General features: G+C 40.0%; 19 protein-coding genes and 1 pseudogene. 4 read left to right on the top strand and 16 right to left on the bottom strand.

Annotated features, from left to right (window positions below):
- Positions 1–11: 11 nt before the first annotated feature.
- A complete protein-coding gene (locus tag EO117_RS05660; RefSeq protein WP_126939508.1) occupies positions 12–281 on the bottom strand; it encodes an ACT domain-containing protein in 270 nt (89 codons plus the stop codon).
- A 144-nt stretch (positions 282–425) separates the two neighbouring features.
- Between EO117_RS05660 and pyrF the strand changes: the two genes are divergently transcribed.
- Entirely contained in the window at positions 426–1139 is a 714-nt protein-coding gene (pyrF, locus tag EO117_RS05655) for an orotidine-5'-phosphate decarboxylase (protein ID WP_126939507.1), read from the top strand.
- A 2-nt stretch (positions 1140–1141) separates the two neighbouring features.
- Positions 1142–1729 carry an orotate phosphoribosyltransferase gene (gene pyrE, locus EO117_RS05650; RefSeq protein WP_126939506.1) on the top strand — a complete coding sequence of 196 codons (588 nt, stop codon included), beginning with the start codon at positions 1142–1144 and terminating at the stop codon, positions 1727–1729.
- Between the two features lie 27 nt (positions 1730–1756).
- Here the strand turns inward: pyrE and EO117_RS05645 are convergent, their stop codons facing one another.
- The 9 genes and pseudogenes from EO117_RS05645 to EO117_RS05605 form a co-directional block, all read right to left on the bottom strand.
- Positions 1757–2989: an ISL3 family transposase gene (locus tag EO117_RS05645; protein WP_126939505.1), complete on the bottom strand. Its 1233-nt coding sequence runs from the start codon at positions 2987–2989 to the stop codon at positions 1757–1759.
- A 163-nt stretch (positions 2990–3152) separates the two neighbouring features.
- The gene (locus EO117_RS05640) at positions 3153–3509 is read right to left on the bottom strand and encodes a cupin domain-containing protein (protein WP_126939504.1); all 357 of its coding nucleotides are present in this window, start codon (positions 3507–3509) and stop codon (positions 3153–3155) included.
- 28 nt (positions 3510–3537) lie between these two features.
- A pseudogene (locus EO117_RS05635) lies at positions 3538–3849 on the bottom strand (DUF4261 domain-containing protein); the annotation flags it as partial.
- 173 nt (positions 3850–4022) lie between these two features.
- Positions 4023–5279 carry a Glu/Leu/Phe/Val dehydrogenase gene (locus EO117_RS05630; protein WP_126939503.1) on the bottom strand — a complete coding sequence of 419 codons (1257 nt, stop codon included), beginning with the start codon at positions 5277–5279 and terminating at the stop codon, positions 4023–4025.
- A gap of 149 nt (positions 5280–5428) precedes the next feature.
- The gene (gene fetB, locus EO117_RS05625) at positions 5429–6205 is read right to left on the bottom strand and encodes an iron export ABC transporter permease subunit FetB (RefSeq protein WP_126939502.1); all 777 of its coding nucleotides are present in this window, start codon (positions 6203–6205) and stop codon (positions 5429–5431) included.
- Complete coding sequence (locus EO117_RS05620) at positions 6192–6857, bottom strand: ATP-binding cassette domain-containing protein (RefSeq protein ID WP_126939501.1); 666 nt, start codon at positions 6855–6857, stop codon at positions 6192–6194. Before EO117_RS05620 ends, fetB begins: the two co-directional genes overlap by 14 nt.
- 20 nt (positions 6858–6877) lie before the next feature.
- Positions 6878–7633 (bottom strand): exodeoxyribonuclease III, encoded by a 756-nt coding sequence (locus tag EO117_RS05615; protein ID WP_126939500.1) that lies wholly within the window; start codon positions 7631–7633, stop codon positions 6878–6880.
- A gap of 144 nt (positions 7634–7777) precedes the next feature.
- Positions 7778–9196: an argininosuccinate lyase gene (argH, locus tag EO117_RS05610; RefSeq protein ID WP_126939499.1), complete on the bottom strand. Its 1419-nt coding sequence runs from the start codon at positions 9194–9196 to the stop codon at positions 7778–7780.
- Positions 9196–10410, bottom strand: coding sequence for an argininosuccinate synthase (locus EO117_RS05605; RefSeq protein ID WP_009353173.1), 1215 nt, complete (start codon positions 10408–10410; stop codon positions 9196–9198). Before EO117_RS05605 ends, argH begins: the two co-directional genes overlap by 1 nt.
- A gap of 360 nt (positions 10411–10770) precedes the next feature.
- Between EO117_RS05605 and EO117_RS05600 the strand changes: the two genes are divergently transcribed.
- Complete coding sequence (locus EO117_RS05600; protein ID WP_126939498.1) at positions 10771–11583, top strand: transglycosylase domain-containing protein; 813 nt, start codon at positions 10771–10773, stop codon at positions 11581–11583.
- 251 nt (positions 11584–11834) lie between these two features.
- Here the strand turns inward: EO117_RS05600 and EO117_RS05595 are convergent, their stop codons facing one another.
- Entirely contained in the window at positions 11835–12614 is a 780-nt protein-coding gene (locus EO117_RS05595) for a hypothetical protein (RefSeq protein WP_126939497.1), read from the bottom strand.
- A 196-nt stretch (positions 12615–12810) separates the two neighbouring features.
- On the opposite strand from EO117_RS05595, the gene EO117_RS05590 reads away from it, so the two are divergent.
- Positions 12811–14895, top strand: coding sequence for an OPT family oligopeptide transporter (locus tag EO117_RS05590; RefSeq protein ID WP_126939496.1), 2085 nt, complete (start codon positions 12811–12813; stop codon positions 14893–14895).
- A gap of 56 nt (positions 14896–14951) precedes the next feature.
- Here EO117_RS05590 and EO117_RS05585 read toward each other — a convergent pair whose 3' ends face one another.
- The 5 genes from EO117_RS05585 to EO117_RS05565 all read right to left on the bottom strand — a co-directional run bounded on the left by EO117_RS05585 (position 14952) and on the right by EO117_RS05565 (position 19787).
- Positions 14952–15797, bottom strand: coding sequence for a metal ABC transporter permease (locus EO117_RS05585; RefSeq protein ID WP_126939495.1), 846 nt, complete (start codon positions 15795–15797; stop codon positions 14952–14954).
- The gene (locus EO117_RS05580) at positions 15794–16642 is read right to left on the bottom strand and encodes a metal ABC transporter permease (RefSeq protein ID WP_126939494.1); all 849 of its coding nucleotides are present in this window, start codon (positions 16640–16642) and stop codon (positions 15794–15796) included. Before EO117_RS05580 ends, EO117_RS05585 begins: the two co-directional genes overlap by 4 nt.
- An 8-nt stretch (positions 16643–16650) precedes the next feature.
- Positions 16651–17400 (bottom strand): metal ABC transporter ATP-binding protein, encoded by a 750-nt coding sequence (locus EO117_RS05575; RefSeq protein ID WP_126939493.1) that lies wholly within the window; start codon positions 17398–17400, stop codon positions 16651–16653.
- Positions 17397–18338, bottom strand: a complete 942-nt coding sequence (locus EO117_RS05570; RefSeq protein ID WP_126939492.1) for a metal ABC transporter solute-binding protein, Zn/Mn family — start codon at positions 18336–18338, stop codon at positions 17397–17399. Before EO117_RS05570 ends, EO117_RS05575 begins: the two co-directional genes overlap by 4 nt.
- A gap of 273 nt (positions 18339–18611) precedes the next feature.
- Positions 18612–19787, bottom strand: a complete 1176-nt coding sequence (locus EO117_RS05565) for a metallophosphoesterase (RefSeq protein WP_126939491.1) — start codon at positions 19785–19787, stop codon at positions 18612–18614.
- Positions 19788–19809 lie beyond the last annotated feature (22 nt).

Genomic DNA, 19809 nt, shown 5'->3' with positions numbered 1-19809 from the left:
GGTACCCTCGCTTATCCTACACGATGCATGCTTAAAAAGATGGCTGCATTTTGTGCTAAAATTTGAACCCCTAATCGTTCTCCTTCTGCTAATAATGCTTTTTGGATACCACTTAAATCAGCGGAATCACTGACCTCACACATCATGATCATATTAAAGATACCCTCCAAAATCGTTTGATTAATGGACACTACATTTACTTCATTGTCCGCTAACACACGAGTCACTCCTGCAATAATACCTACTCTGTCTTGCCCTACCACTGTCACAACTAATTTCATACTTTCAACTCCTATCAAATACGTATCCAATTGTAGTTTTATTATAAATTATAGTCATTCAATTTTCAATGAATATATAAAAATCCTTGACTTTCACCATAAACTATGAAATAATAATACGATTTGTGAAACAAGGAGGTTCCTATGGCAGATGATCGTTTAATTGTAGCCTTAGATGTGTCCTCACTGGAGGCGATGCAATCCATCGTAACATCTTTAGGCGATTCCGTCAGCTATTATAAAGTTGGCATGGAACTATTCTATGCAGCAGGCGAACAAACTGTAGCCTATTTACGAGACCACAATAAATCCGTATTTCTTGACTTGAAATTACATGATATTCCAAATACGGTAGCACATGGTATTAAATCCTTAACACGGCTAGGTGCCAAGCTCATTACCATCCATAGCCAAGGCGGCAAAGTAATGATGGAAGCCGCTATACAAGCTGCCAAAGAACAAGCTGCTGAGCTAGGCATTGAGCGTCCTAAACTATTGGCAATTACAGCCTTAACGAGCTTTGATGATGAAAACTGGTCCGCTATTGGTGGATCTTTACCAATTTCAGACCATGTAGTAAAACTGGCTAAACTAGCTAAAGCGGCTGGTGTAGATGGCGTTGTCGCTTCCCCATTAGAAGCAAAACTAATTCGTGAAGCCTGCGGAGAAGATTTCTTAATCGTCACACCAGGTATCCGTCCATCGTTTGCAGCTACTAACGACCAAAAACGTATCGCTACCCCTAGTAGCGCTTTACAAGATGGGGCGTCTCGCATTGTGGTAGGACGACCAATTACACAAGCAGAAAATCCACAAGAAGCAGTTCGTTTAATTGTTGAGGAAATGGAGACAGTGTAAAAATGATGACAGAAGAGAATGTAAAACAATTATTAATCGACACACAAGCTATTTTGGAAGGACATTTCTTGTTAACATCTGGCCTTCACAGCCCAATGTATGTAGAAAAGTTTAATGTCTTATCCCATCCAAAATATACTGAACAATTATGCCAAGAGTTAGCTCGTCGTTTTGAAGACCAAAACGTAGAGCTTGTGATTGGACCTATGACTGGCGGTATCTTATTGGCTCACGAAGTAGGCAAAGCCTTAGGTACTCGTGCTATCTTTACAGAACGAGAAAAAGGTAAAATGACATTGCGCCGTGGATTCCGCATTGAAAAAGGACAACGTGTTCTCATCGTAGAAGACATCGTAACCACAGGCGGATCCGTTCGTGAAGTAGTAGATGTTGTAAACGAAGCTGGCGGTGAAATCGTTGGCGTAGGCCTTCTTGTAAACCGCAGCGGTGGTAAAGCAGACTTTGGTGTGCCAAAAGAAAAAGTACAAGCCTTGTTGAACTTAACAGTACCAACATTTGAAGCTGATGCATGCCCACTTTGCCAAAATGGCACACCGATGACAGAACGTGGTAGTAAACATATTAAATAAAAGGCTCTCTGTCAAATGTTGGGGTATTCACCCTACGAGTCTTCTTTGGCACCAATCATATGTATGGTTGGTGCCATTCTTTTTGCTCAAAAGTAGAATACGTACTCTAAATCTACCAAAGTGGCGAAGTCCATAGCTTATCCGTTTTAATACTTTAATTTTGTTGTTAGTTCCTTCTGTGTATCCATTAGAATATGGAAGTAAGAATGCATTAGTTAATTGCGTCATCCATGCAGGAAATGATGTAAAGAAGTTATTAAATTCATCTAAGCCAGATGCTTTTACTAATTCCAACCAATGCGTTAAATGTGCAGCTATTCTTTGTTTACCATAGATTGAAAAGATTTTTCTAAAAGAAAGTTTTAAAGCATATGCTTTTCGTAAATCATCAGATATTCTGAGTATTTCACATAGTTTAATATGTTCGGCTTCCGTTAAATGGTCTGGATGCTTCATTAGTACACGTCGATTCTGTTTTAACATACGTGAATAAGCAGCCAGTTTATGTTGCTCACGCTTTCTAACTCGCTCTACCGCCCAATCTACAAGTCGACATACATGGTATCGATCACAGATAATATGCGCATGTGGAAATAGCGCCTCCATGATGCGCTTAAATTGTATGGACATATCCATTACAATAAACTTAACTTGTAGGCGATCCTTATGTTTAAATGATGCAAAATAGTGGATTAATGCTTGCGTATCACGTTTCGGTAAAATATCTAATATTTCATGTGTATCTGGATTAGTTAAATTAACTTGGTATTGGTAGCCTTCTGCATTTCCTTTAAACTCATCAATACCAATCACAGTGGGTAAGGTCTTGGGCTTAGGTATAGTGATCATAGAGCAATAACGTAATACTGTAGTAATAGATGTATCACACTCGTTAGCAATAGCTGTATAGGTTACACTTTCAGTAAGTTTATCAAATAGCATTCTAATATTAGTTACACTTAGTTGCATATGTTTTCGTACAAATGGATTGCTTTCAGCAAAAGAATGACCACAATGCGGACAAATATACCGACGCTGTCTGTATTTTCCAATTAGTGGGCCTCGTTGTACTTTTCCAAACTTTACAGTACGTATGCGGTAATCCTTAATATGCTTTGTGGTTTCTCCACACTTTGGGCAAATATGTGATGTTGCTGGTAATTCTATGTCAAAAATAAATATTCCGTCTAATTCATAGCTATTTGTAATATATTCTTGTTTTACATTATGTAAAAATTCAGTATAATCAGTAGTAGGCATATAAGCTCACATCCTTTCTTTAGGACTTTGACACTTTTATTGTAAAGCATGTGAGCCTTATATGCTTATTTTTTTGCAAAAAAATAATGTTGGAAGTGACACCGTAGTGGTGTCACCCCAACATTTATTATAGAGCCAGAAAATACTATAAAGTGCTTTCATATTAATTAGTATAAACAGGATCATAATCAGAAGGCACCGGAGCAACGATACTCACAAAGACAATATCTTCCGTTCCAGTATTTTTTGCACCATGACATTCACCCTTTTTAGATACTATAACTTGCCCCTTTGTAAAAGGCACCTCAGTATCCGGCGTTGGATAAAATACCCCTGTTCCTTGCAATACAACCCATATATCATCAGAATTATGATGATAATGCTTTGGTAAGGTTTGACCAGGTTTAATAACCCAAACTGAACCACCTGTGGAATCAGTTTGATAAAATGGCGTCCTAACAGCCTTCTCCAAACTTTCAACTTTCACAAGTTCCATATCAAAAATACGTTGATTACTCATAACACTCTCACCTTTCATCGATTAACAACTAACGAGTTCCAGAAGCATATTCACCCATATTTACATCAAGCACTGCTCTCACCGGTTGAACTAGGGAATCCTCATACTGCAATGTCCATTGCACATTTGAATCCAATTCCCCATTCTCTAGGCCGCTAATAGTATCACCATCACCAACAGGATTGTCATTTTCTAAAATAAAATACAACATATTATATGCATGAATAACTACATCATCAGGATTCATGCCATGAAAGTGATACTGCACATCAGGCAAGAATAAGGTGCTCATCCCCACCGAGTCAACCATCATATCGTCTGTACCTTGAATGTTAATGAATTATATCCTGCTTCGGATTTAATTCGGTCGAATTCGACTGAATTAAAATTTAGATTATAAACCTTCTCTCACCTTATACAAAATAAATAATATATTATTACCTAAATTATACAATAAATCTGGCTCTCTAGTAAATATTACATCATCTAAGATGAGCAGATAGGGCAGATATATTAACCGTTATATCCTTTAATTTTTAATGCTTCTACTAAGCGACGCAATGCCACCATGTACGCAGCCAATCTTGGGTATACTTTAAATTCTTCTTGCATAGCCCATACTTCTTCAAAGCTTTTCTTCATGTTCTTCGCTAATTTTTCATTCACTTCTTCCTCAGACCAGTAAAAACCAGCTTTGTTTTGTACCCATTCATAGTAGGATACAACAACGCCACCACCATTGGCTAATACATCTGGCAATACAGGAATACCTTTTTCAAAGAAGTATAAGTCAGCATCTTTGGTCAATGGTCCATTCGCACCTTCCAAGATTAACTTTGCTTTTACTTCTTTCATATTAGCTTCATTCACTTGGTTTTCTAAGGCTGCTAAGTATAACACGTCTACATCTAGCAATAACAAGTCTGGATTAGGGATCCGTGTCATGCCTGGTTCTTCATAGCCTTCCAAAGAACGTCCATGAGAATTTGCATATTCGTATGCTTTTTCTACATCGATGCCGTTTGCATTGTACAGAGATCCATGTACATCACCAATGGCAACAATCTTAGCACCTTCACGATGCATCAACAAAGCACCAACAGATCCTACATTACCAAAACCTTGTACAGCAATAGTCAAATCTTTAATCGATGTACCTTGTTTTTCCAAATAGGACAGCAATGTGAACATACAGCCACGACCTGTCGCTTCATTACGACCTAAGGAACCGCCGATAGCGAGCGGTTTACCTGTTACGATACCTGGTGTCCATTGACCTGTTAAAGCACTGTATTCATCGACGATCCAAGACATAATTTGTGGGTTTGTATTTACATCAGGAGCTGGCACATCTCGTTCTACCCCAATGATAGGAGCAATTTTACGAACAAAACCACGTGTTAAACGTTCCAACTCTCTTTCACTTAGTTTTTTAGGATCTACTTTGATGCCGCCTTTACCACCGCCATATGGTAAATGAGCGATAGCATTTTTGATGGTCATCCACGCACCTAACGCGCGTACTTCATTTTCATCTGCATCTGGGTGAAAGCGAAGACCACCTTTAGATGCACCAAGAACAGAGCTATGTTGGCAACGATAGCCAGTGAACACCTCCACATGCCCATCATCCATTTGTACTGGAATAGCCACGTTCATTTCACGTTCTGGGTGACGTAACACTTCATAGTCATTGCGTGGAATGCCCAATGTGTCTGCTGCTAAATCTAATGTTTGTAGCATATTTTCATAAGGGTTGTAATTTGCCATAATACCACCTCGTTTTACATATAAATAGAATGAGTATATCCTAATAGTATCACAACTCGTTTCTTATGACTATAGATTTTCAAAAAAATCCTACTTAATTTATAGGTTTATAGACAGAAAATAAATAGTATGTATATAAAAAGCTGATTCTATCGAGAATCAGATAGAATCAGCTGTTCCTTTGTATTAAAAAATTGTCGGCAACTCAAGTATCCGGCTATAGCGATGGCAATGGATACAGTTGAAAAGGTCATAAAAATGACGATGATCTGGTATTTGATAGCCTCTATAGGGCTCATACCTGCCAAGATTAAACCTGTCATCATCCCTGGCAATGACACAATGCCCAATGTTTTTGCAATATCGATGGTCGGTTGCAAGCTAACTATAAGGGCTCCTTGCAAAATAGCTTTACAAGCCTGCATAGGTGTAGCGCCCAAGGCTAACTTAATCTGAATCTCTTGTTGGCGCCTCTTAAAGTTCGTTGTAATTTGGCCGAAACACAGTCCTACTGCCGCCATCGCCCCGGATATAACCATGCCTGCTACGGGAATCATTTGATACGGTGTAAAGGATAAGACCTTAGCACCCAATAATACCGCTAATGTAAAGACAGCACCAATGCCGATGCTGACACCTGCAATCCACGAGGCATGTTTAATGCCAGGACCGCGTTTACCTCCATTAATAGCTGCACTAATTAGCATCACCAACAACAATCCACTAGTAAACAAAGGATTGTCCGCACCAAAAATGAAATGCAATAGATAGCCTACTACCACAAGCTGTACTACCGCCCGTAAAGCGCTGTGCAATATTTCTAATTCCAATCGTAACCGTTGTTGATAAGATACGATGACAGTCATGACGATGAGAACTGTTGCCATCAGTAAGGATTCATTGGATAAGGCGTTAAAGCTCCCCATGTAGCACCTCACAATCTGCAATATAACCCTCTTTCACAGTGATACGGCGTTGCCCCATGCGAGCACTTTGCTCTAGATTATGGGTCACCTCTAACAAGGTCAAACCTTCTTTATGCAACTGTATAAGACCTTGTTCCACCCACTCCGTATTTTCTAGATCCAAGGCAGACGTCACCTCATCTAATAGCAACACTTCAGGGGCAAACAGCAAACTGCGAATCAAACAAATTCGCTGCATTTCTCCACCCGATAGCTCTGTATTAGACTTCTCCAATAGTTGTAGGTTTATATGAAATAAATCAAATAACTCTTTGATTCTTCTCTCATCCACGGAACACCCACGTATAGCAAAAGGAAATGCTAGATTCTGTTGTACTGTTTGTCCAAATAAATAAGGTTGCTGGAAACAGTACGCCACCCTTTGTCGATACTCTGTCGGCACATAGCTTTCTATAGGCTTACCATGAAAGGAAATCGTACCTCCTGTTGGAGATATCAAGGAGCTAGCCAATTTTAGAATTGTACTTTTACCACTCCCCGAAGGACCAATCATAGTGATACTTTCACCTGCATCAACAGAGAAAGAAATATCTCGTAAAATCTGGTGTCCATGAACCTCCAAAGAAACAGCTTCAAAACGCAATAATGACATAGTATACGCTCACTAATGAATTATAAATCGATAACTAGTTCCACTGGGCAATGGTCAGATCCAAAGATATCCGCATGAATCTTCGCCTCTTGAATTTTGTCCGCAATACTGCTAGATACTAGGAAGTAGTCAATTCTCCATCCTACGTTCCGCTCACGAGCTTTCCCCATGTAGGACCACCAGCTGTATGCATCAACCGCATCAGGGTATAAATAACGGAATGTATCTGTAAATCCTGCAGCTAGGAGTTCCGTCATTTTTTCACGTTCTTCATCACTGAAACCAGCATTTTTACGGTTGGTTTTAGGGTTTTTCAAATCAATTTCTTGGTGCGCAACGTTCAAGTCACCACATAGGATGACTGGTTTTTTCGCATCTAATGCTAATAAATACTCACGAAATGCTACTTCCCATTCCATACGGTATTCTAAGCGAGCCAATTCACGTTGGCTATTCGGTGTATAGCAAGTCACTAGGTAGAACTTTTCATATTCTGCTGTGATGACACGTCCTTCCTGGTCATGTTCTTCAATACCAATGCCATTCACTACAGAAATTGGTTTTTCTTTTGTAAAAATAGCCGTACCGCTATAGCCTTTTTTCACCGCACTATTCCAATATTGTTCATGGTTCGGCAAGACCATTTCAATTTGCTCTGGTTGTAATTTTGTTTCTTGTAAACAGAACATATCTGCATCTAATGCATCAAATGCATCCATAAATCCTTTCGTCATGGCTGCACGCAAGCCGTTGACATTCCAAGAAATTAATTTCACTTCTAGTACCTCGTTATGTCTCTTAACAAAAATATATCTTAATTATATCACGTTTTTTCCATATGTGCTTTCCAAATATATCGGCTCATACTAAAACAGGGCAAATACGACATGCGCCGATTTGCCCCTTTGTGTTTTTAGTTATTATAAATGAATTTTCTCTTTCCAATTCGCAATATGTGTCATTTCTTCTGCAAGCACTTCTTTACCGATACGAATTTGACGTGCTACACACTCTGGTGCGGTACCACTATAGTTACTACGTCCCGCTACGCAAGCTTCGATGGTGATAGCCTCAAGAATATCCGCTTCAAAGTGATGGGAAATAGCTTTGAAATCCTCTACAGACAGATCCAACAACACGCAACCTTTCTCGATACAATGTTGTACCGCTGCCCCTACAATGGCATGAGCTTCCCGGAATGGTACACCTTTTTTCGCCAAATAATCCGCCATATCCGTAGCATTGGAGAAATCATCGTCTAATACTGCTTTTGTGTGCTCTCCATTAACTTTCATATAACGTAACATATCTGCCGTAATAGAGATCGCAAAATGTAAGGTATCGATGGTGTCGAAGACGCCTTCTTTATCTTCTTGCATATCCTTGTTGTACGTCATTGGCAGGCCTTTCATGGTTGTAAGAAGTCCCATCAAATGACCGTAGATGCGACCTGTTTTACCACGTACGAGTTCACATACGTCTGGATTTTTCTTTTGTGGCATAATACTGGAACCAGTGCAATGGGCATCGTCTAATTCGATGAACCCAAATTCTGTGCTAGACCAAAGAATTAATTCTTCACTTAACCGGCTTAAATGCATCATCACTTTTGCCCCAAAGCTGAGGAACTCTAGCACATAGTCACGATCGCTGACAGCATCCATACTGTTTTCATAGATGGCATCGAAATGCAACAATTCCTTTGTGATGTTTTGATCGATAGGATATGTGGTGCCCGCCAAAGCGCCTGCTCCTAACGGCATTACATTAGCATGTTTGAAGATCAACGGCAAATTATCGAAGTCACGGCTTATCATGGAAAAGTACGCCATCATATGGTGGCTAAATAACACCGGTTGCGCCCGTTGTAAATGAGTGTAACCAGGGATAATCACATCTTTATACTTCTCTGCTACTTCTAAGAAGGCTTGTTGCAAGTTCACAAGTTCTTCTCCCATGTGCACTACGGCCTTACGGATATACATATGCAAGTCCACCGCCACTTGGTCATTACGGCTACGGCCTGTATGGAGACGCCCACCGGCCTCACCGATGGCATTAGTTAAGCGTTTTTCGATATTCATATGAATGTCTTCTAATGCTACGGAAAACCCAAAGTCTCCTGCATCAATCTGCTTTTCAATAGCCTGTAAACCTGCTACGATGGCATCCTTATCTTCCTGAGAAATGATCTGTTGCTCTGCTAGCATCGTCGCATGAGCAATGCTGCCTGCCACATCTTCTTTATACATGCGGGAGTCAAAGGAAATAGAGGACGTAAAGTCCTCTACTGCCTTGTCCGTCCCTTTGGTAAAGCGTCCGCCCCAAAGTTTCGCCATTATTTTAAACCTGCTTTCTCTTTCATTAATGCATTGATTGTTAAAGGTAATCCGAATAAGTTGATGAACCCTTCTGCATCGGCTTGGTTATATACATCATCTTCTTCAAATGTTACAAATTCTTGGTTATACAAGGAATATGGTGATGTAGATCCGGCACTAATGATATTACCTTTGTACAATTTCAATGTCACTTGACCGGTTACTGTTTGTTGTGTGCTATCTACAAAAGCTTGTAAAGCACTCATCAATGGAGCAAACCACATGCCATCATACACAAGCTCTCCGTATTTATTCGCCACCAATTCTTTATAATGGTATGTGGCTCTGTCTAGGCAAAGATATTCTAATTCTCTGTGCGCATACATGATGATCGCTCCACCAGGATTTTCATAGACACCACGAGATTTCATGCCTACTAACCGATTTTCTACAATATCCACGATGCCGATACCATTCGCTGCGCCGATTTCATTTAAAGTTTGTAAGATGGTAAGTGGAGACATAGCTTGACCATTCACCGCTACTGGCACACCTTCTTTGAAGTCAATAGTCACCATAGTTGGTACATCTGGAGCTTCTTCTGGGGATTTGCTAACTAAATATACATCATTTTTAGGTGCATTCTTAGGATCTTCTAAATCGCCACCTTCATGGGATAAATGCCATACGTTTTGGTCCATGGAGTATGGGTGTTTTTTAGTAGCCACCACTGGAATATCATGTTTTGCTGCATATTCCATACAATCTTCCCGGGATTTCAATTCCCATTCACGCCATGGAGCAATGATTTTTGTATTTGGTGAAAGTGCTTTGATAGTCAATTCAAAACGAACTTGGTCGTTTCCTTTACCTGTGGCACCGTGAGCGATGGCATCCGCACCTTCTTGTGCAGCAATTTCTACTAATTTCTTAGCAATCAATGGTCTTGCGAAAGAAGTACCTAATAAGTATTTACCTTCATACACAGCACCGGCTTTTACTACAGGCCAAATGTAGTCGGACACAAATTCTTCTTGCGCGTCGATGATATACGCTTTTGTAGCACCAGATTTGATAGCTTTTTTCTCTACTGCGTCATAATCTTCTGGTTGACCTAAGTTTACGCATACAGCGATAACTTCTGCACCATAGTTTTCTTTTAACCAAGGGATAATAACAGATGTGTCTAAACCGCCAGAGTAGGCTAATACTACTTTGTTAATGTTGCTCATAATTGACCTCTTTCTTTGTGTAAATGACTGCTACGCAGTACCCTGTTTCTATCTTATGAACGTATTATACATCTATGCGTATAATAATGCAAGTATTTTTTATAAAAATTCTTTTATATACATTTTTATTCTATTTCATCCACTTTCATAGGCATTCCCTATAACAAATAGCACTTCATTCTTGCAGCGCTACACCACAATGTCAATTCATATGTATTACCGAATGAATCCACGACTCTACGTCATTCTAGTCACTTAGTACGATCTTTTTATACATATATACTAACAGATAAAACGTTTCTATTATCATAATGAATTCGCCCTATTGTTGATACCCCCTAGATGTGATATGATGAACCCATGAAAACACTTTTTAAACTTATCCTTGTGCTCGCTTTAGCCGCTGGTGGTTTATATTGGTTCGCTGGGTATACCCCAGAGGACGCTAAAACCACTACGCAACATGTAGCTCATACGATAAAAGAACAAACCATTGAACAAGGGGAAGATCAACTTTCCAGAATCGACCGCATCAAACGTCTCTTTCATTTTAAAGAAGCTGTAGAGGAGGCCATGGATAAACGGGTGCCACCAGAGCATCGCGTTCGCAGCGAAGACATTAGTCCTATTGTGAAACAAGCTTTAGTGGCTACGGAAGATAAACGTTTTTATGAGCATGGAGCGGTAGATTTCTTTAGCATTGGTCGTGCCTTGTATACGAATACCATAGCCGGACAAACGGTAGAAGGTGGTAGTACCATTACCCAACAATTGGTAAAAAATTTATTCTTATCCTCCAAGCGTATCATGTCTCGTAAGGTAGAAGAAGTATTTCTTGCCTATTTGATGGAACATTATTATAGTAAAGATGAAATCGTCACCATGTATTTGAACACCATTTATTATGGCACTGATTACTATGGTATTAAATCTGCCTCTGAAGGATACTTTAACACAGAACCGAAGGACCTGAACTTAAGTCAAGCTGCTGTGCTCGCAGGCATTCCACAGGCGCCGTCCTACTTTAATCCGGTCAGCAACATAGATGCTACAAAACAACGACAACGGACGGTGTTAACCTTAATGGCACAACAAGGAATTATCTCCTATGCAGATATCGATAAAGCCTATTATAAGCGACTTGATGCTCCGAAGAAACAACAGGCTCACTAAGCAAACTATCTAACACAAGTTACTTATGCTAGTATACGGAGGCTTCATCCCGGTCTTATTAACACATATAAAAACTACAACAAAATATGACGCAAACAAAAATAGAGGAAAGTTGAACAAAAACATATCAACTTTCCTCTATTTTATTTCGTAGTATATATTACAAACTTTAGCTACGAGTATGTCTTTTCTATTGACTACCACCAAGCAGGAATACCTAACAACGATACCATGCTTCTGTTACCTTGCGCCTATCTTCCCAAGTTTCCTACTGGTACATAGATGCTACCACTGGACATAGGTGCGATGGTACCTTGATCGTAAATCAATACAATGTCATGATTTTCACGGGCAAAGAAACTATTTGGTTTTCCTGCTGTGGCATCTGCATAGATAGCTTTTTTACCTTCTTTCGGCAATTGTTGCAGCCCCGCTGTAATTGTTTCTTGTGGTAGCCCACCAAAATCACTTAAGGACAACGTACGACCTGTGGTGGTATTAAACGTAAGTCCCTTTTCCACATTCACGCCATGAGACGCGTTGTCTTCAATGGTATAGGATGTAATAGTAACAGAGAAAATCCCATTTCCATCCGCTTTGATATCATAACTCATGTATAAATTTTGCTTTTCTCCATCTACTGCTTTTTCATTCGTTTTGTGCACTTGCTTACGAAGTTTTTCTACATAGTCCGTGATGGTCTTATTGATTGCTTTTGTCACATAAGGACTAACAGATTGCACTCGTGGATATGTCAGGTCCATATGGTTTTCTTTCACTGTCTCTGGTTTAACTGTTACTTGCAAACGATCTGTAAAGGCTTTCGCCGCTGGCGCTACAATTTGTTTTTTATCTTGTCTAGCTTTCATCGTTTCCTCGCGAATAATGCGATTGGTTTCTGGTGATGCTGTCGTAGAGATACGTTCACCTACCGCAATAGGCATTTCTTTCACCACCGTAATATCTGCTGCCTGCAATGCTATTGGTAAACAAGCGGCCATGAGTACCGCACCAAATATTTTTCTTCTCATAGTCTGTCTCCTTATCACATAGGGTATAATTATATCTCTATTATATACACCAACTACATGAACCGTATATGAAAATTTTTAATATACTTTCCTAAATAGACGTATGTATACAAAATTTACTATATTTTTTATTGAAAGTCCTTGAGAATACTGATACAATGAGTAAGATAGTAGTGTATTTTAAGGAGGTATAACTATGAAGCATGATTTTATGAGTCATGATATTAGCTTACCGGAATTAACAGTCAGAGGCATGCTACTAGGTGCGATTATTACATTAATCTTCACAGCATCTAACGTATACCTAGGTCTGAAAGTAGGTTTGACGTTCTCATCCTCCATTCCGGCTGCTGTAATATCTATGGCAATCTTACGCTTCTTCAAGGATTCCAATGTTCTTGAAAACAACATGGTACAAACGCAAGCATCTGCTGCTGGTACCTTATCTGCAGTCATCTTCGTATTGCCAGGTCTATTGATGATCGGGTATTGGCAAAACTTTGACTTATTGGAAACATTGTTATTATGTGCCTGCGGTGGCTGTCTTGGGGTATTATTTACCATTCCATTACGTCGCGCTATGGTTATGAATAGTGACTTACCATATCCAGAAGGTCGTGCTGCTGCTGAAATTTTGAAAGTAGGTTCTAGTGTTCCTGGCGAAACAACAAAACAATCTGGCGGTATGAAAGAAATCGTATCCGGCGGCGTGTTAGCTGGTGTTATCAGCTTTGTTACACAAGGTCTACGCGTATTAGGCGAATCTAAATCTTTCTGGTTCCCTGTAGGCGCTGGTGCTACACAAATTCCATTCGGTTTCTCCTCTGCTCTATTGGGCGCAGGTTTCCTAATTGGTATTGCCAGCGGTATCGCTATCTTGATCGGTATGATTATTGCTTGGGGTGGTTTCGTACCATACTTAACAAACCATCTACCAAATCCAGACAATCTAGAAGCTATTAAATTCTCTAGCACAGTTTGGAAAACAAAAGTCCGCTTCATCGGCGCTGGTACTATCGGTGTCGCAGCGATTTGGACATTGTTGACATTAATCAAACCGATCATTGAAGGCATTAAATTGTCCATCAAATCCATGACGGCGAGCGCAGAATATCGCGACACACACCGCATGGATACAGATATGAAACCATCCACTATCGGTGTTGTATTTGCTTTAATTATCATTGGACTTATCATTTGCTTCTACTCTTTCGTATCCGCACTTCCAATGTCTGCAGGCCTTGCTTGGACACTTGTCATTGCAGGTATCGTAGTAGCATTGTTAATTGGCTTCTTCGTAGCTGCTGCTTGTGGGTACATGGCTGGCTTGATTGGTACTTCTGCAAGTCCAATCTCTGGTATCGGTATCATCGGTATCATCGTATCTTCTCTAGTAGTATTCGCCATCGGTTCTGCTAATGACTTATTATCTACTCCTGAAGGTATTAAATTCTCCACTGCTTTGGCAATCTTCATGACATCCGTTGTTATCTCCATTGCAGCCATTTCCAACGATAACTTGCAAGACTTGAAAACTGGTCAATTAGTAGGTGCTACACCTTGGAAACAACAGGTAGCTCTATTAATCGGTTCCCTAGCAGGTGCCGTAGCTATCGCTCCAGTACTTGACTTGTTATACCACGCTTACGGTTTCACAGGCGCTATGCCTCGTGAAGGAATGGATCCTGCACAAGCATTATCCGCTCCACAAGCTACATTGATGCGTCAAATCGCAGAAGGTATCTTCAATGCTAACATGGATTGGACATACATCTTCTACGGCATCGTAGTTGGTATCGTAGCCATCGTTGTAAACTTGATTCTAAAATCTACAACAAAATCCTTAACATTGCCACCACTTGCAATTGGTATGGGTATCTACTTACCTCCAACATTGGAAATGCCTCTTGTAATGGGTGCCATCATCGGTTACTTCGTAAATCGTTACATCACAAAACGCGCGAAAGAACGTGCTGGTGCTTATGCAGATGCTGACGTAGAACAATCGAACCGTCGCGGCGTATTGTTTGCTTCTGGTTTGATCGTTGGTGAAAGTATCATCGGTGTTATCATCGCTGGTGTTATCGCCTTCTCCGTAAGTACAGGCGGTGGCGAAGCTCCTCTTCAATTGGCTTTCACTGAAGCAAAATCCTACGGTGATACAGCTGAATGGTTAGGCTTTGCATCTTACATCTTCGTTGCGCTTTGCTTGATCCGCATCGTAATCGCTTCTAAATTCAACAAAGCAGAAGCTGAAGCAATCGAAAATATGAATAAATAAAACACTACACATATCACAAAAAGGTCTGTAACCCTAGGGTTACAGACCTTTTTATATCATTTATTTTTTCCGCCATATTTATAGATCCATACTACTCCATAAATACATCCAATCACCGTAGCAATCATACCACCAATAGATACATCCCAAAGGAATGCTAATGCTACGCCGATGGTAGTAGCTATCGTAGCTACTGTCATACTGATAAGTAGCATAGCTTTCACAGTTCGAGATAGCATAAATGCTGTCGCTGGCGGTCCAATCATACAGCCAGTTACCAAAATAGCCCCCACAGTTTGAAACGAAGATACTGTTGTTAAGGATGTCAATGTCATAAGCCCATAAGACACCGCCATAGGCATTGCTTGATACACTTTAGCACATACAGGATCAAAGGTTATCAGAATTAATTCCTTCTTAAAGAGTGCAATGCACACTGCATTGAGAACACACACTAAAATCGCAATCCATAACAACATAGGTCCTAAATCATAGGCATCTATGGTGAATCGTTGGAAAGTAGCAAACGCTAAATCACCTAGAATCGCTGTATCTACATCTAAGTGGACATGTTTTCCAAATAAGGTAACTAGTACAATGGCTAAGGCAAATAAAAAGGGAAATACGATACCAATAGCGGAATCTGGCCGAATGTAGCGACGTTGTTGCATCCATTCCACTGCATACACAGTGCCTACGCCCATGGCTGTAGCACCAATGATAAGCCAAGGAGAATTTAAATCTTTTGTTACCAAAAAGGCTAATACAATGCCTAAAAAAACAGTATGTGTTATAGCATCTACCATCATAGATAAACGGCGTAATACCAAGAATGTACCTATGAGGCTACAACTGATACCAGTGACTGTAGCAATCCCCCAAATTTCTAATATATGGCTCATACAAAACACCTCCTAACAAGGCGTTTACCTGTGGCCAATGCTAAGCTTAATAAAATCATACTAGTCATAACTATGATAATCATAGGTCCTGTAGGAAGATTTCCCCATAGTGCGCTCACAAAGGTCCCCATAAAGGCTACCATACCACCGCTAATACCAGCAATCACTACCAAGGTACGCAAGGAATGTGTCCACTGACGGCCAATCATGGCTGGTCCAATCAGCAAGGAACTAATTAATACAACTCCTACTGTTCGTATTCCAATCACAATAGCTACTATAAGAGCCGCACGATAAAAAAATCGTACTTTTGACACTGGGATACCCATCAACTGCGCCTCGATAGGGTCAAATACAGTAAGGCTCAATTCTTTCCAAAGTACAATGACCCCCCCTATAATGCAGGTACCACAAATGATCATCACCCAAATATCACTTTGCATCATGGTCACAGCCTGTCCAAAGATAAACGTATTCAAGCCTGCCTGTCCAGCATTTTCCATGGTTTTCACGCGAGTCAATAACACTGTCCCAAATCCAAAGAAAGCCGCTAAAATCGTAGCTAGTGCAGCATCAAAATGAACTCCTTTTTGGGATGTTTTGTGCATAATCCATTCTGATAAACAAGCTGTGCATATGGCACCTAGTAATAATACGGTCGTATCTTTCACACCTGTTAACAGAAATCCCGCCACTACTCCAGGTAGTGTAGAATGAGCTGCGCCATCCCCTAACAGGCTTTCTTGGCGTAATACTGCAAAGGTTCCTATCACACCACACACTAGGCCTAATATAACAGTTCCCAATGCGACAATTTGAAATGTATATTGTTGTAATAATTCCATAAAGCCTCCTAGTATGAAAATGTCTCATCTAGGAGATGGGATCCTACTACATCTTGAACTGGTCCCATACCCACCAATCTACGATTGATGCAAAGAACTTGATCAAAATAAGCTTCTAAGGTCTGTAAATTATGGTGCACAATGAGCAAAGTTTTGCCTGCTGCTTGCATTTCTTTCATGATCTTCACTAGCACAGATTCTGTAGTCTTATCAATACCTTTGAAAGGTTCATCTAGCAAGTATACCTCTTGGTTTTCCACCAAGGCACGGGCTAGGAATACACGCTGTTGCTGTCCCCCTGACAATTGTGATATAGACCGTTGTGCATAGTCTAACATACCTACCGTCTGTAAGGCTTTGGTCGCCTCTTCTCGTTCACGTTTCCCTGGCCGTTTAAACCATCCCAGTCTGCGGTAGGTGCCCATCAATACCACCTCAAACACAGTGATAGGATACTCCCAATCTACTGCTGAGGTTTGCGGTACATAGGAAATATGGTTATAAATACTATTTGTTTTCGTTCCTCCATAGGCAGAAACTGTTTTAGCATCTAATGTTAAATCAATCATTCCTTCTAATACCGGCACCAGTCCTAATATAGCTTTCACTAAAGTAGATTTACCAGCACCATTGGGGCCAACCATGGCCGTCATCGTTCCTTTTTTAATCTGAAAGGATACATCTTTCAGCACTACTGTATCATCATAGGCTACTGAAAGATGATCTACTTTCAGAATACACTTGTTATCATTCATCATTTAAGAGCTCCTACAATCGTATCAATATTAGCTTTGACCATACCAATATAAGTGCCGCCTTCTGTGTTTGGAGAGCCTAAGGAATCAGAGTATAGTTCGCCTCCGATAGCCACGTCCCAACCTTTAGCTTTACATGCTTCTTGTACAGCTTCAATTGTTTTATGAGGAACAGAAGATTCTACGAAGATAGCTTTGATTTTATGATCTACAATAAATTGTACCAAGTCATTCATATCTTTAGTACCAGCCTCTGTCTCTGTACTAATGCCTTGTAAGCCTTTTACCTCAAAGCCATAAGCACGGGCAAAGTAATGGAATGCATCATGAGCCGTTACTAATATGCGAGATTGTTCAGGAATTTCTTTTGTTCTATCTTTAATATATTGATCTGCTGCCTCTAATTCTTTCATATATGCTTCGTAATTAGCAACATAATCTTTTTCATGGCTAGGATCTTTCTCTACCAATGTATCTTTGACCACTTTGGCAGCTAATTTCCAGTTTTGTACATCAAACCAAATATGAGGGTCTTTTGCACCTGGGCCTTCTTCCTTAAAAGCTAATATAGTAGATGGATCCATATCTTTCGACACTTCCACTACAGTTTTATTAGATTTTTTCAATTCTTGGAATACTTGTCCCATTTTACCTTCCAAATGGATACCATTCAAGAATATAATATCACCTTTTTGTAGTGTAGATACATCACCTGCGCTAGCTTGGTATAAATGTGGATCCACTCCAGGACCCATCAAACCTTGCACTGTTACATGGTCACCACCAATTTTTTGTACTAAATCTGTAATCATTGTTGTAGTAGTTACTACTTGTAATGGCTTACCATCTTGTACCGTATCCGCTTGTTTTCCACAGCCTGCAATAGCCATGATACAAACGGCAAACACAATGAACAACCGCCAAATTTTAAATTCTTTCATAGTCTTTCCTCCTTTTCTAATACGTGTGGGATTTCCAGTACTATCCCTAAATTAAAAATTACATGAGTCTTACTTACTTATACTATACCACAATTGATATTATCTCTCAATATAAATTTTTAAATATATATTTCAAAGAATGAAAGAATTAGCTATTACCCTTATTATCAATTTTATATATGATAATGGATATCATTTATTGTATTCCAAATTTTACGAATTGCAAGATAATGTACTAACTAATTTTACCACATACATAAAATATACATGCCCTTATAAAACAGTAAACACCGTCACTTCTCTAGCACAGTTCAACCGCACGGGGAACCAATGTCCCGACCCTCGACTCACATAGGCAAATAAACCTTCTTCTTCGTAGAGTCCTTTCCAGTACGGCTTATACACCGGCACTAGGTTTATGCCCCACAAGTTGATCTGTCCACCATGAGTATGCCCAGATAAGGTTAAGGAAATGTGTCTTCGAAATGCTTCTGGAATATAGTTTGGATGATGGGCTAGCAAAATAGGATATGCATTATCAGGCATACCTTTCATAGCTTTATCCAACAAGCGTACATTTTCCTCTTGCACATCATCTTTAAAGTGGTAATCCATGCCCACTAGGTACACAGGACGAGGTCCCCCTAATATTAGTTGATGACTGTTGCGATACATGTGCATCTTCGTTTGACTTAATCGGTTCCATACACGTTCTACATCGACGCGGTACTCGTGGTTCCCCAAAATATAATCGATACCATCTGGAAAGTCTTTTACACGACTATCTAAATAATCCGCCACTTCATCAAGATATCCTAGTTCATCGATTAAATCTCCCGTAATGACCAATCGATTAGGCTGTTCACTGGCAATGGCATCCACCATTTCTTCCAGCTTGTCCATGCCGATAAATGGCCCTAAATGAATATCACTAAGTTGTCCAATTTTATACCCTTTCAGCACCTCAGGTCTATCTTTCAGTGAAAGTTGTAACTTACGCAATTGTAATTCACTATTCCCCTGAAATGCCGCCACCGACCCTGTGACACCTACTACAGCAGGCACCACCACAGCAGTACGTTTAAAGAAGTTTCTCCGCCCTATGTATAGAGGATCATCTTCATTCACAGTTCTATTGGCTAGGTGTAACAATATATAACATATCCCAAATACAGCCAATACAAGACAGGTAGCAACCAGTGCCACTACCAATCCATTTAGCTCTAGTAGCACAGGTCGCACTAAGCTTGGTAGGATTCCACCATGGATACCATACATAATTCCTTGCAACAAAATAGTACCTATGGCAAGAGCCAATCCCAGCCCACCCCCATAGAGGAACCCTTTACGTTTACTATTTCTTCTAAATAGGGCCACCACATATCCTGTCATAGCTCCAAAGATAAACATTGCAAGTACTAGAATACCTGCTAAGATATATATTCTCATCTATATCACTCCTCGGTATAGA

This window comes from Veillonella sp. VA142 (assembly GCF_003992135.1).
Taxonomy (GTDB): Bacteria; Bacillota; Negativicutes; order Veillonellales; family Veillonellaceae; genus F0422.
This window is presented reverse-complemented; position numbering and strand designations above follow the sequence as displayed.